Source organism: Kitasatospora sp. NPDC091207 (genome assembly GCF_044768625.1).
Taxonomy (GTDB): Bacteria; Actinomycetota; Actinomycetes; order Streptomycetales; family Streptomycetaceae; genus Kitasatospora.
Genome location: NZ_JBIVVS010000006.1, coordinates 281,577 through 294,914, shown reverse-complemented (window position 1 = coordinate 294,914; position 13,338 = coordinate 281,577). Strand labels below are relative to the sequence as shown.

At 75.1% G+C, this 13,338-nt stretch carries 11 protein-coding genes; 7 read left to right on the top strand and 4 right to left on the bottom strand.

Going from position 1 to position 13,338, the window contains the following annotated elements:
* The 3 genes from ACIQTO_RS14435 to ACIQTO_RS14425 all read right to left on the bottom strand — a co-directional run.
* A partial coding sequence (locus tag ACIQTO_RS14435) for an SDR family NAD(P)-dependent oxidoreductase (RefSeq protein WP_402387673.1) occupies nucleotides 1-856 on the bottom strand: 856 nt, incomplete at its 3' end.
* Nucleotides 857-1,171: 315 nt separating this feature from the next.
* The gene (locus tag ACIQTO_RS14430) at nucleotides 1,172-3,319 is read right to left on the bottom strand and encodes a helix-hairpin-helix domain-containing protein (protein WP_402387670.1); all 2,148 of its coding nucleotides are present in this window, start codon (nucleotides 3,317-3,319) and stop codon (nucleotides 1,172-1,174) included.
* A 234-nt stretch (nucleotides 3,320-3,553) separates the two neighbouring features.
* Entirely contained in the window at nucleotides 3,554-4,534 is a 981-nt protein-coding gene (locus tag ACIQTO_RS14425; protein ID WP_402387667.1) for an aldo/keto reductase, read from the bottom strand.
* Between the two features lie 466 nt (nucleotides 4,535-5,000).
* Between ACIQTO_RS14425 and ACIQTO_RS14420 the strand changes: the two genes are divergently transcribed.
* The gene (locus ACIQTO_RS14420) at nucleotides 5,001-6,050 is read left to right on the top strand and encodes an LLM class F420-dependent oxidoreductase (RefSeq protein WP_402387664.1); all 1,050 of its coding nucleotides are present in this window, start codon (nucleotides 5,001-5,003) and stop codon (nucleotides 6,048-6,050) included.
* A 75-nt stretch (nucleotides 6,051-6,125) separates the two neighbouring features.
* Here ACIQTO_RS14420 and ACIQTO_RS14415 read toward each other — a convergent pair whose 3' ends face one another.
* Nucleotides 6,126-7,118, bottom strand: a complete 993-nt coding sequence (locus tag ACIQTO_RS14415) for a magnesium and cobalt transport protein CorA (protein ID WP_402387661.1) — start codon at nucleotides 7,116-7,118, stop codon at nucleotides 6,126-6,128.
* Nucleotides 7,119-7,277: 159 nt separating this feature from the next.
* Between ACIQTO_RS14415 and ACIQTO_RS14410 the strand changes: the two genes are divergently transcribed.
* The 6 genes from ACIQTO_RS14410 to mshC all read left to right on the top strand — a co-directional run bounded on the left by ACIQTO_RS14410 (nucleotide 7,278) and on the right by mshC (nucleotide 13,330).
* Nucleotides 7,278-7,988, top strand: a complete 711-nt coding sequence (locus ACIQTO_RS14410; RefSeq protein ID WP_402387659.1) for a histidine phosphatase family protein — start codon at nucleotides 7,278-7,280, stop codon at nucleotides 7,986-7,988.
* Nucleotides 7,989-8,373: 385 nt separating this feature from the next.
* Nucleotides 8,374-8,943, top strand: coding sequence for a DUF3090 domain-containing protein (locus ACIQTO_RS14405; protein ID WP_402387656.1), 570 nt, complete (start codon nucleotides 8,374-8,376; stop codon nucleotides 8,941-8,943).
* A complete protein-coding gene (locus tag ACIQTO_RS14400) occupies nucleotides 8,913-9,794 on the top strand; it encodes an SCO1664 family protein (protein ID WP_402387653.1) in 882 nt (293 codons plus the stop codon). The genes ACIQTO_RS14405 and ACIQTO_RS14400 overlap by 31 nt, the downstream gene beginning before the upstream one ends.
* A 136-nt stretch (nucleotides 9,795-9,930) precedes the next feature.
* On the top strand, nucleotides 9,931-10,848 hold the full coding sequence (locus ACIQTO_RS14395; RefSeq protein WP_402387650.1) for a helix-turn-helix domain-containing protein: 918 nt from the start codon (nucleotides 9,931-9,933) through the stop codon (nucleotides 10,846-10,848).
* A gap of 129 nt (nucleotides 10,849-10,977) precedes the next feature.
* Nucleotides 10,978-11,856: a carbohydrate-binding protein gene (locus ACIQTO_RS14390; RefSeq protein WP_402387647.1), complete on the top strand. Its 879-nt coding sequence runs from the start codon at nucleotides 10,978-10,980 to the stop codon at nucleotides 11,854-11,856.
* A 244-nt stretch (nucleotides 11,857-12,100) separates the two neighbouring features.
* Nucleotides 12,101-13,330 carry a cysteine--1-D-myo-inosityl 2-amino-2-deoxy-alpha-D-glucopyranoside ligase gene (gene mshC, locus ACIQTO_RS14385; RefSeq protein WP_402387644.1) on the top strand — a complete coding sequence of 410 codons (1,230 nt, stop codon included), beginning with the start codon at nucleotides 12,101-12,103 and terminating at the stop codon, nucleotides 13,328-13,330.
* Nucleotides 13,331-13,338 lie beyond the last annotated feature (8 nt).

Here is a 13,338-nt window from a genome sequence, read left to right as displayed (position 1 = left end):
CGCCCCCCCCCCGCCCCCGGCCCCCCCCCCCCCCCCCCCCCCCCGCGCGCCGCCCCCCCCCCCCCCCCCCCCCGCCGCGCGGGCGGAGCGCGCCGCCGTCGACGGCCCACTCGGCGCCCGTGACCTGGCGGGCGAGCGGCGAGGCCAGGTAGGCGATCACGCGGGCAACGTCCTCGGGCAGGCCGAGCCGTGCGCTCGGCAGGCGTCGGACCTCCCGCACGAAGTGCTCGACGGCCGCCTCCACCGGCAGGCCGAAGCTGTCGGCGAGCTGCTCGGCGAAGCCGCCGGGCGCGTCCCAGAGCCGAGTCGGGGTGGGGCCCGGCGACACCACGTTGGAGCGGACCCCGCGCGCGCCGAACTCCGCGGCGAGCGACTTGGAGAGCGAGAGCAGGGCGGTCTTGGCGGCGGCGTAGTCCACCAGCGGGCTGTCCGGCAGCCGGGCCGCCTCACTGGCGACGTGCACCAGCGCGCCGCCCTCGCGCAGCAGTGCGGGCAGCGCGGCACGGCTCATCCGCACCGCGGCGTGGAAGTTGAGGTCGAAGGTGGCCAGCCACTGCTCGTCGGTGACCTCCAGGAAGCCGGTCCGGGCGTCCAGTCCGCCGACGTTGTTGACCAGCGCGTCCAGCCGTCCGTACCGGGCCAGCACCCGCTCGACGACCCGGTCGGCCGCGCCGGGCTCCGTGACATCGGCGGCGAGCGCCTCGACCCGGTCCCCGAGCGCCGCCACCCCCTCGGGCGACCGGGACACCCCGACCACCGTGGCGCCCTCGGCGGCGAGCAGTCGGACGGTGGCGGCGCCGATCCCGGCGGAGGCGCCGGTGACGACGACCACCGTGTCAGTCAGCTGAAGGTCCATGGGCAGTACTCCTCGGTCGGGTGGGGAACTGCCTCCACCCTCCGCCGAGCTGGGAGTATGCGTCCAAGGCTTGATTTCTACCGGAGCCATGAGCTGTGTCTATGGGCACGGCCTGGCGGGCCCCCGCGAGGTGCCCGGCGCGGCCGGGAGCGCGAGTGGGACGCCCCCCGAAGTCCGCCCGACCACGGTCCGCCCGCGGCCCGCCGCCGGCCCGGACCGGACGTGTCGGACGGCCCGGACGGACGGCGCGCAGTGGCGGTCCGGTCACCGGCGCGCGCCGGTGACCGGACCGCCGCCGGTGACCGGCCCCGGGCTTCAGTACGCCTGGGCGGCGTTCTCGGCGAGGATCGCCCGCAGCCGGGTGGTGCGGGGCGGGGCCGGGCGCTCGGCGACGGCCTGGGCGAGGGCCGGGCCGGCCGCGTGCACCACGGACAGGTGCCGCTCGCCGCGGCCGAACGCGGTGTAGACCCACTGGCGGGTGAGGGCCGCGCCCGCGTCCTCGGGGAGGACGACGACCGCGCCCGGCCAGCGGCGGCCGACCGCCTGGTGGACGGTCAGGGCCCAGCCGTGCCGCAGCCGGCCGGCCTCGGCCGGCGGGACGCTGCGGCGCGAGCCGTCCGGGTACTCCAGGTGCAGGCCGGTGGCGTCACCGTCGAGCACCCGGGCGGGGCGGACCACGCCGGGGGCGGGGGAGTCCACCACCCGGTCGCCCGGGTCGAAGCCGCCGAAGCGGCCCGGACCGGGGTTGAGACGGGCCTTCGCGGCGGCGTTCAGCGCCCGGGTGCCGGCGCCGCCACCGTGGCCGGGCGTCAGCAGCACCACCTGCTCGGCGGGGATGCCGAGCGCGCGCGGGATGGAGTCGGTGAGCAACTGGATGGCGCGGTGGACGGCCTCGCCGCCGTCCTTGGCGGCCAGGATGACCACCTCCTTGTCCGGCGCCTCCACCGGCTGGAGTTCGCCGATGCCGATGCCGGAGACCAGTTCGCCGATCGGGCCGAAGTCCGGGGTGCGGGAGGCCACGGCGGGGCAGACCTTGGCGGTCAGCAGGTCGGCGAAGAAGCGGCCCGGGCCGGCCGACCAGAGCTGGCCCGGGTCGCCGCTCAGGACCAGCCGGGTGCCGTCGGCGAGCGACTCCAGCAGGGTGGCGGCCAGCTCGACGTCCAGCAGCGGGGCGTCCAGCACGACGAGGACGTCGAGGGCGAGGGTGCCGTCGGAGGAGCGGCCGGGGCCGGCCGTTCCGGACAGCAGCTCGGCCAGGGTGACGCCGGACACCGGGCCGTCGGCGATCGCGGTGAGGCTGTCCCGGCCCTGCTCGGTCCAGGTGGCGGCCCAGGCGCGCAGGCCGAGGCCGGCGGCGGCACGGACCAGGGCGACCGGCTCGGCACGGGCGGCCTCGCCACCGGTGTGGGTGACCAGGGCGCTCTCCGCGGCGGCCCGGATCAGAGCGGTCGCCGAGGAGGACGGTGCCGCGACGGCGGCCGCCTCCCAGGCGGCCGGGCCGGGGGCGGCGGGCGCGTCCATGGCATCCGGGCCGGCGGCGGATTCCGCGCCCGCGTCCTCGGCGGGCCGGTCCTCGGTTGCGAGGGCGCCGTCGTCGTCGCCCTCGGGCTCGTCCTCGCCGCCGTCCACGTCCACCCCGTCCACCCCGGGCACGAAGGTGGACATCAGGCGGACCAGTCCGTCGGCCAGGCTCTCCTCCGCCAGCGCCAGTCGCTCCAGCGCGAGCACGGTGCGGGTCGGCGGCTCGTCGTCCTCGTCGCCGCCCGCGCTGTGCGCCTCGGCGCCGGTCAGCTCCTCCTGGAAGGGCATCGCCCGGCCGTCGACCACGGCCGACTGCAGCGCGGCGGCCGGGTCCGGCAGGCCGAGGCGGTCGAGCCCGGCCGTCACCTCGCCGATCTCCACGGCGGAGTGGCCGCGCAGGGCGGCCTGCTCCAGCAGCCACGGCACCAGTGCCTGGGCCCGGCGCGGGTCGGCCGGGCCGGCGGCGGGGCCGAGCAGGCCGCGGGCGAACCCGTCCGCGTGCTCGGGGCGGACACCGGGCAGGGTCAGCACGGCCCACGGGTCGGCCCGCAGTTCCTCGGCGGCGCCGTCGCCGAACGCGGCCACGGCGGCGGGCGCGAGGTCGGTGGGCGCGCCGCCCGCGGCCAGCACCTCGGCGGTGCTCCGCAGGGCCTGCGCGCGCTGCTCGTCCGTCTCGGCCCGGAGCGGGGCGGGGCGGGTGGCGGCGGGCGCCTCGGCCGGACCGGGCGCACCCGCCGTACCGGCCTCGCCGGCCGGGGCCTGCGGATCGGCCGGGACGCGCGGGGTGCTCCCGGCGGCCGGAGCGGCTGCCGGGCGGCTCGACTGCTGCCCGACGACCCGGATCGCCTCCGCCAGCGCCGCGACGGTGGCCGCCTTGTCGGGGCCGTCCGTACCCGGGGTCGCCGAGGTCTCCTCCGGAGCGCCGTTCTCCGTGTCACTCATCGTTCGCTCCAAGAAAGGTCACTCCACTGCTGGGGCGCCGTCCGCGCCGTGCCGGTGCGGCGGCCGGGCGTGGCCGCCACCGCGGGCACGAGCGGTCGGCATGGTCGGGGCCGGACGGGTCAGGCCGGATCGGTCATGTCGTCATCCGTCATCAGCCGTCACCCGTCCACCATCAGCGTTCGGTCATCGTCATCGGTCGTCGAGATCCGGCTTCACCGGGCGGCGGGGCGAGCCCTAGAGCTCGCTCCACCCCTGGTCCGGATAGCGATGGACCGGCGACGAGATGTCGTCGAGCGCACCGCGGATCTCACCCGGAAGCGTAAGCGCCTCCACTGACAGTGCCGACTGCAGCTGTGCCACCGTCCGCGCCCCGACCAGCGCGCTCGCCACGCCCGGCCGGTCCCGCACCCAGGCCAGTGCCACCGCGAGCGGGCTGCTGGCCAGCCCGTCGGCGGCGGTGGCGACCGCGTCCACGATCCGCCGCGAGCGTTCCCCGAGGTACGGCTGGACGAAGCCGGACAGGTACGGCGACGCGCCGCGCGAATCCTGCGGGACACCGTGCCGGTACTTGCCGGTGAGCACGCCGCGGCCGAGCGGCGAGGAGGCGAGCAGCCCGACACCCGCCTCCTCGGCGGCGGGCAGCACCTCCCGTTCGAGGCCGCGTTGGAGCAGCGAGTACTCCAGCTGCGCGCCGGCCAGCGGTACCCGGCCGTGGTGGGCGCGCTGCCAGGTGGCGGCCCGGGCGAGCTGCCAGCCGCTGTAGTCGCAGACCCCGACGTAGCGGGCGCGGCCGGAGGCGACGGCGATGTCCAGGGCGTTGAGGGTCTCCTCGACCGGGGTCGCCGGGTCGAAGGCGTGCACCTGCCAGAGGTCGACGTGGTCGGTGCCGAGCCGGCGCAGCGAGGCGTCGAGGGCGGCGAGCAGGTGGCCGCGCGAGCCGTCGAAGCGGCGGGCGGAGTCGGGGACGCTGCCCGCCTTGGTGGCGATGACCAGGTCGGCGCGGGGGATCAGGTTGTCGGTCAGCCGGGAGAGCAGGTACTCGGCGCCGCCGTCGCCGTAGACATCGGCGGTGTCGACGAGGTTGCCGCCCGCGTCGACGAACGCCTTGAGCTGCTCGGCGGCCTCGTGCTCGTCGGTGTCGCGGCCCCAGGTCATGGTTCCGAGACCGAGCCGGGAGACCTGCAGCCCGGTACGGCCGAGGTGACGTTTTTCCATCGGACGGGCCCTCCACTGGCCGACAACACCGCTGACACCGACAACACCGCTGGCACCGCCGGCACGCGGACGTGCGGGCACCACGGAAACCGCTCGTACCTCCGCCGACACCGACTGATACCGCCGACACCGCCGACACCGCCGACACCGCCGACACCGCCGACACCGCCGACACCGACCGCGCGACCCGGGCCGTTCACCCCGCCCGTGTGGCCCGCGCCGCCCGCGTCGGCGGTACGCCGGAACCCGGCGGTCTCGGCGGGCCCGGCAAACGCGCAGGTGGGGAGAGGCGTCCCCACGTCGGCTGAGCGTAGCGGCCGGTGCCCGGGCAGGAGTGCAGACCCGCAGAACGATCACCACCCGACCGGCCGGTCCGGATGTGACCCGGCTCACAGCTACCGGCCAGTAGCATGGCCGCCGGACGTGCGGTTACCCTCACGGACAAACCGACTGGAAGGCAGGGCAGATGCGACTCGGTATCAACCTCGGCTACTGGGGACTCGGCATGGACGCCGACAACACCGCCGTCGCCCAGGAGGCGGACCGGCTCGGCTACTCGGTCTGCTGGGCCGCCGAGGCCTACGGCTCGGACGCGGCCACCGTGCTGTCCTACGTCGCCGCCAAGACCGAGCGGATCGACGTCGGCTCGGCCATCTTCCAGATCCCGGCCCGCACCCCGGCGATGACCGCGATGACGGCGGCCACCCTGGACACCCTCTCGGGCGGGCGCTTCCGGCTCGGTCTCGGTGTCTCCGGCCCGCAGGTCTCCGAGGGCTGGTACGGCGTGAAGTTCGACAAGCCGCTGGCCCGCACCCGCGAGTACGTGGAGATCATCCGCAAGGCGATGTCCCGTGAGCGGCTGGTCCACGAAGGGGTGAACTGGACGCTGCCGCTGCCCGGCGGTCCGGGCAAGCCGATCAAGCTCACCGTGCACCCGGTGCGCGAGCACATCCCGCTGTACATCGCCGCGATCGGGCCGAAGAACCTGGAGCAGACCGGCGAGATCGCCGACGGCTGGCTCGGCATCTTCTTCTCGCCCGAGCACGCCGCGCTCTCCCTCGACCCGCTGCGGGCCGGCCGGGCCAAGGCCGGGCAGACCCTGGCGGAGGGCTTCGACCTCTGCCCGACCGTCACCATCGCGGTCGGCGACGACATCAAGGCCGGGGTCGACTCCCAGCGCTCCTACGCCGCGCTCTACATCGGCGGCATGGGCAGCAGGGAGAAGAACTTCTACAACCAGCTCGCCCGGCGGATGGGCTACGAGCAGGCGGCCGACGAGATCCAGGAGAAGTACCTGGCCAGGGACTACGAGGGTGCCGCGGCGGCGGTGCCGCACGACCTGATCGACGCCACCTCGCTGGTCGGCGACACCGCCCGGATCGCGGACCGGATGCAGGCCTACGCCGACGCGGGCGTCACCACGCTCACCCTGGCCCCGGCCGGATTCACCCTGGAGGAGCGGATCCGCGCGCTGCGCACCGGTGTCGAGGCGCTGGAGCGTGCCGGTCTGGCGTGACCCGGGGAGGATCGCGGGCCGTCCGGCCGGCGCCGGGGTGCGGGCCGGCCGGGCCCGCACCCGGCCGGCCCGGGTCTACAGCCAGTCGTGCCGCTTGAACACCCGGTGCAGCACCACGCAGACCGCCACCATGAGGGTCAGCGCCGCCGGGTAGCCCCAGGGCTGGCGCAGTTCGGGCATGTCCTCGAAGTTCATGCCGTACACGCCCGCGATCATGGTGGGCACGGCGGCCAGCGCCGCCCACGCCGAGATCTTCCGCATGTCGTTGTTCTGCTGCACGCTGACCTGCGCCAGGTTGGCGCTCAGGATGTCGGAGAGCAGCCGGTCCATGCCGTCGACCTGGTCGTTGGCCTTGGCGAGGTGGTCGGCGACGTCCCGCAGGTAGGGCAGCGCCTCGGGGCGGACGAACGGCACGCCGCCGCGCTCCAGCCGCAGCATCGGGTCCAGCAGCGGGCCGGTGGCCCGGCGGACGGTCACCAGCTGGCGCTTGTAGCCGTAGATCCGGCCGGCGGTGTCGCGGCCGACCCGGGTGGGGGCGAACACGTCGGCCTCCAGTTCGTCGAGGTCGGCCTGGAGCCCGACGGCCACGTCGACGTACCCGTCCACCACCGTGTCGCAGACCGAGTGCAGGACGGCACTCGGCCCGTACCTCAGCAGTTCCGGCTGCCGTTCCAGGTCCGCCCGGAGGCCGCCGAGCGGGCTGTCGGTGCCGTGCCGGACCGTCATCACGAAGTCCTCGCCGACGAAGACCATCACCTCGCCGCTGGTCACCGCGTGCCCGCCGGGGTGGTAGCCGAGCGTCTTGAGCGCGACGAACAGCGAGCCCTGGTAGGCCTCCACCTTCGGGCGCTGATGGGCGCTGACGGCATCCTCGACGGCCAGCGGGTGCAGTGAGAACTCCGCGCTGACCTGGTCGAGTTCCTCGACGGTCGGCTCGAAGAGGCCTATCCAGACGAAGCTGCCCTTGCCGGCCGCCCGCGCGGCGGCGAGGGCGCCGGTGTGGTCCTCGGGGCCCTCGATCCGGCGGCCGTCGCGGTAGCTGGCGCAATGGACGATCATGCGGGCCATTGTGGCCCCTCGGTGACCGGGCCGACGGCACAACGGCACCACGCGGGCGTCGACCGGGAGCCGGGACGACGGCCGGGGGAACGGGCGCGACGGCGGGCAGGACACCGGAAGCGGCGGCGAGGGCCCACGGCTCCGCCGGGAGGCCTTACGCTGAGCCCCATGCCCACCCTGCTGCTCGTCCGCCACGGCCGATCCACCGCGAACACCGCCGGAATCCTGGCCGGTTGGACACCCGGCGTGGATCTCGACGACACCGGGCGCGAGCAGGCCGCCGCGCTGGCCGGCCGGCTCGCCGGCGTCCCGCTGGCGCAGGTCGTCAGCAGCCCGCTGGAGCGCTGCCGGCAGACCGTGGAGCCGCTGCTCGCCGTCCGTCCGGAACTCGCGGCACCCGCCGAGGACGAGCGCCTCGGGGAGTGCCACTACGGCGAGTGGACCGGCCGCCCGCTGGCCGAACTGGCCAAGGAGCCGCTGTGGCGCACCGTCCAGGACCACGCGGCGGCGGCCGCCTTCCCCGGCGGTGAGTCCCTGCGCGAGCTGAGCCACCGCACGGTGAACGCCGTCCGCGAGTGGAACGCGAAGATCGCGGCCGAGCACGGGGAGGACGCGGTCTGGGTCGCGTGTTCGCACGGTGACGTGATCAAGGCGGTGGTGGCCGACGCGCTCGGCCTGCACCTCGACCACTTCCAGCGGATCAGCGTCGAGCCCTGCTCGGTCACCGCGATCCGCTACACCCCGCAGCGGCCCTTCGTGCTGAGAATGGGCGACACCGGCGACCTCTCCTCGCTCGCGCCGAGGCCGAGCGGCGGCCACGGCGGCCAGGGCGGGGACGCGACCCCGGCCGGGGACGCGGTGGTCGGCGGTACGGCCTGACCGACCGCGCCGGTGGCGGTCCGACCGCACCGACGACGCCCCGGCCGCGCCGGTGGCGGCCGCGCGGGGCGGGTCGGGCGGGCCCCGACCGCCAGGGACGGCCGCACCCCGCCGCAGGCCGGGCCGCCGGGTCACCGGCCCCCTCGTCACCGGCTCGGCTCCCCGGGCCGGGCCCGGAGGTCGTAGGGTGACTAGCGAGCCTGCCGGGCCCCGGCCACCGGTGCCCGGACGGCCGGCGCGCCCGGACGGTCCGGCGGTCCGAGCGCCCGTACCCGTAGGACAGGGACGCGACGCACCTCCGCCGGCCGCACGACCCCGCCACACGCACGACCGACACCCACGACACACCCGACATACGACGATCGAAACGATCCGGAGCGAGAGCGTGCCCCGTCAGGTCCACTTCTACGACCAGCCCGAACGGTTCGTCGCCGGCACCGTCGGCCAGCCCGGCGCCCGGGCGTTCTACCTGCAGGCCAGCGCCCGTGGGCGGATCACCAGCGTGCTGCTGGAGAAGACCCAGGTCGCCGCGCTCGCCGAGCGGATCGAGGAGGTCCTCGACGAGGCCCTGCGGCGCAGCGGCGGCGACTCCGCGATCCCCGCCGCAGCCCCGGTGGACCTGCTCGACACCGCGCCGCTGGACCTGCCGCTGGAGCAGGAGTTCCGGGTCGGCACCATGGCCCTGGCCTGGGACAGCGTCGACAGCTGCCTGGTCGTCGAGGCGCAGGCGGTGATCGAGGAGGAAGAGGGCGAGGACGCCGCCGAGACCGTCTTCGAGGACGACGAGAACGGCCCGGACATGCTGCGGGTGCGGCTCTCCGGCGCGATGGCCCGGGTGTTCGCCAAGCGGGCGCTGGACCTCGTCGCGGCCGGTCGCAAGCCCTGCCCGTTCTGCAACCTGCCGCTCGACCCGGAGGGCCACCTGTGCCCGCGCGCGAACGGGTACCGGCGCTGAACACCGGGACCGCTCCGCAGGCGGACCCGGTGGCCGGTGCCGCCCTGGCCGCCGATGTGCCGACCGCGCTGCGCCTGCTGCGCGAGGGCGGGCTGACCGTCCACGGCCGGCTGACCGACGCCTCCAACGCCGCGCTCTACTGCAGCGTCACGCTGGACGGGCCGCAGGGGCTGACCGCGCAGGCCGTCTACAAGCCGGTGGCCGGTGAGTGCCCGCTCTGGGACTTCCCGGACGGCACGCTGGCCGGCCGTGAGGTCGCCGCGTACGAGCTCGCCGCCGCCACCGGCTGGGCGCCGATCCCGCCCACCGTGCTGCGGGACGGCCCGCACGGACCCGGCATGGTGCAGCTCTGGGTGGAGCCGGACCGGGAGGCCGATCCGCTGCTCGCCCTCCAGGACCCGCGCGGGCCCGAGGACGGCTGGCTGCCGATCGTGCGCGCCGAGGTCGGCGACGGGCGGACGGCGCTGCTGGTCCACCCCGACGACGTGCGGCTGCGCCGGCTCGCCGTGGTGGACGCGGTGCTCAACAACGCCGACCGCAAGGGCGGGCACCTGATCGCCGCCGCCGACGGCCGGATCTACGGCATCGACCACGGGGTCACCTTCAACACCGAGGGCAAGCTGCGCACCCTGCTCTGGGGCTGGGCCGGTCAGCCGTTGCCGGCGGAGGCGCTGGAGGTGCTGGGCGGTCTCGCCGAGCAGCTGGACGGCCCGCTCGGCGAGCGGATCGCCCCGCATCTGACCGCCACCGAGCTGACCGCCACCCGGGACAGGGTGACCGAGCTGCTCCGTACCGGCCGCCACCCGCTGCCGTCGCAGGACTGGCCGTCCATCCCCTGGCCGCCCATCTGAGGGTCGCGCCGGGCGGCCCGCCCACCACGACACCCGCGCCCGCGCGCCCGCCCGCGCCGCCCCGCGCCCGCGCGCCGAACCGTCCAGGCCTGCAATGGTCTGGACCGGTGCGGCGGTTCGGCCGCAGACTGCTCCGATGGACGAGCGACGGACCACCCCCCACCTGGACCTGCCGCTGCATCGCTTACAGGTTCCGCTGCCGCATCTGCTCCCGTTCGCGATCGGCAGCTTCGACGCCATCGGCCCGCTCTCCCGCGCGGGCTTCCCCCACCGGCACTCCTTCTTCGAGATCGTCTACGTCACCGGCGGTCGCGGCGCCCACGTCCTGGACCTGGTCCACCGGACGCTGCAGCCGCCGCAGTTGTGTGTGATCGCGCCCGGCCAGGTGCACTACTGGGCCGACGCGGACGAATTGACCGGGCAGGTGGTGCTCTTCAACGAGGACTTCCTGCTCTCCTACCCCGACGACCTCGCCGCGCTCCGCGGCCTGTCCGCGCGGCCCGCCCTGGCGCTGGGTGAACACGCCGGGCCGATCGCCGCGTTGCTGGCCGACATGGAGCAGGAGTACCGGTCCCGGCCGGCCGGCTTCCCGGGTGTGCTGCGGGCCAGCCTGCACATCCTGATCGTCCGCGCGTTGCGGGCCTGCGCCCCCGGTACGGGCGGCGCGCCGCCCGGTCGGGGGAGCGAACTGGCCGCCGCCTTCGCCCGGTTGATCGCGGACCCGGGCGGTCTGCACCACTCGGTGGCCTCCTGCGCCCAGGAGCTGGGCGTCTCGCCCGGCCATCTGCAGACGCTGGTGAAGCAGGCCACCGGCCGCACACCCGGCCGGCTGATCCGCCAGCAGCAGACCTTGGAGGCCAAACGGCTTTTGGCCTCAACGGAATTGACGATCCGTCATGTAGCCCGGGAGGCCGGGTTCGTCGATCCGGCCTACTTCTGCCGCTTCTTCCGGCGGGAGACCGGGATGACGCCGGGGGAGTTCCGGGCCCGGGTCGGAGGAAATCACCACGATCCCCGGATCATGTCCATCGCGGCGACTCCGGGGGCCCCGTAGGTTGACTGCTGGCCACCGGTGGCCGACCCGTGCGAACGGGTGGGCCGTCGGCCCGGTCCTTGTCATGCCCCCACCATGACAAGGGCCGTCCCCCACATCCCCCACACCCACCACCGAAGGAGTCGGCGCATGCCCGCGTCCGAAGAGCCCACCGGGCCGGAGGGCCTGATCGACCGCCGGATCAGCCGCAAGACCGTCCTCAAGGCGGCCGCGGTCCTCGGCACCGCCCCGCTGCTGATCGGCGGCGGCGTCGCCCTGGCCCGCGACCGGGCCGGCACCGGCGAGGCGCCCGGCCTCACCCCCGCCTGCCACGACGGTGACGAACCGACGATCGAGCAGACCGAGGGTCCCTACTTCAAGCCGAACTCCCCGCTGCGGACCTCGCTGATCACCGACAGCACCCCCGGCACCCGGCTCACCGTGAGCGGCTACGTCTTCGGCCGGGCCTGCCTGCCGGTCTCCGGCGTGCTGCTCGACTTCTGGCAGGCCGACGTCAACGGCGCCTACGACAACACCGGCTTCGCCTTCCGCGGCCACCAGTTCACCAACGCCCAGGGCGCGTTCAGCCTCACCACCATCGTGCCGGGCCTGTATCCGGGCCGCACCCGGCACATCCACGTCAAGCTCCAGGCGCCCGGCCGACCGGTGCTCACCACCCAGCTGTACTTCCCCGGCGAGCCGCGCAACAGCACCGACACCATCTACGACGCGCGGCTGCTGATGAACGTCCGCCAGGTCGGCTCGGCGAAGGAGGGCACCTACGACTTCGTCCTGAACGTGCCGCAGACCCCCACCACGCCGCCGACCAGTCCGAACCCCACCACGCCCACCGGCTCGCCCACCACGTCCCCGACCATCCCGCCCGGCGGCACCTGGGCCGCCGGGACGCTCTACAACGCGGGCGACCGCGTCACCTACGCCGGCGCCTCCTACCGCTGCCTCCAGGGGCACACCGCCATCACCGGCTGGGAGCCGCCGAACGTGCCGGCCCTCTGGCAGCGGCTGTAGCGGCTCCAGCCGCGTCCCCCAGGGGGTCGGGCGCCCGGTCGGCGGCAGGGCCGGCCGGGCGCTCATCCCGCCTGCCCACGGACGGAGCGGTACGAGCGGCCGGAGTGGACGGTACGGCGGGCGGAGCACGTCAAGCGCCGGTCACTATCAGTCCGGAAGCGCTCGGGCAACGATGGGAAGCGAATCCAGTCGATCTTGCGCACTGGTTAGGCTTTCAAATGTTCGCGCGGTTAAAGTCATTCCCATGCATGCCTGGCCCGCCTCCGAGGTTCCCGCCCTGCCTGGTCAGGGGCTCCCCCTTCGTATCCACGACACCGCCGCGGGCTGTATCCGGGAGGTCGTCCCGCAGGACGGCACCGCCCGGATCTACGTCTGCGGCATCACGCCCTACGACGCGACCCACATGGGCCACGCCGCCACGTACAACGCCTTCGACCTGGTGCAGCGCGTGTGGCGGGACGCCGGCCACGACGTCCTGTACGTGCAGAACGTCACCGACGTGGACGATCCGCTGCTGGCGCGGGCGGTCGAGACCGGCCAGGACTGGGTGGCCCTCGCCGAGCGCGAGACCGCGCTCTTCCGCGAGGACATGACCGCCCTGCGGCTGATCCCGCCGGCCCACTACATCGGCGCCGTCGAGTCGATCCCGTGGATCGTCCCGCTGGTCCAGAAGCTGCTGGCCAGCGGTGCCGCCTACAAGGTGGACGACGACATCTACTTCTCGGTCGAGTCGGAGCCGCACTTCGGCGAGGTGTCCGGCCTGACCCGGGAGGCGATGCGCCCGGTCTTCGCCGAGCGCGGCGGCGACCCGGACCGTCCCGGCAAGCGCCACCCGCTGGACGCCCTGCTCTGGCTCGCCGCCCGCCCGGGCGAGCCCGCCTGGGACACCGAGCTCGGCCACGGCCGCCCCGGCTGGCACATCGAGTGCGTCGCCATCGCCCTGCAGTTCCTCGGGATGTCCTTCGACATCCAGGGCGGCGGCAGCGACCTCTCCTTCCCGCACCACGAGATGGGCGCCGCACACGCCCAGGTCGCCACCGGGAGCCACCCGTACGCCCAGGCGTACGTCCACGCGGGCATGGTCGGCCTGGACGGCCACAAGATGTCCAAGTCCCGCGGCAACCTGGTCTTCGTCTCGGCGCTGCGCCGCGACGGCGTCGACCCGGCGGCGATCCGCCTCGCCCTGCTCTCGCACCACTACCGCGAGGACTGGGAGTGGACCAAGGCCACCCTGGACGAGGCCGTCGAGCGCCTCGCCCGCTGGCGCGCCGCGGTCTCCCGCCCGGACGGCCCGCCGGCCGAGGCCCTGCTCGCCGAGGTCCGGGAGGCGCTCGCGCACGACCTGGACGCGCCCGCGGCGCTGGCCGCGGTCGACCGCTGGGCGGCCGCCCAGGAGGCCGGGGGCGGCACGGAGATGGGCGCGCCCGGTCTGGTCTCCCGCACGGTGGACGCCCTGCTGGGCGTCGCGCTGTAGGACGGGCC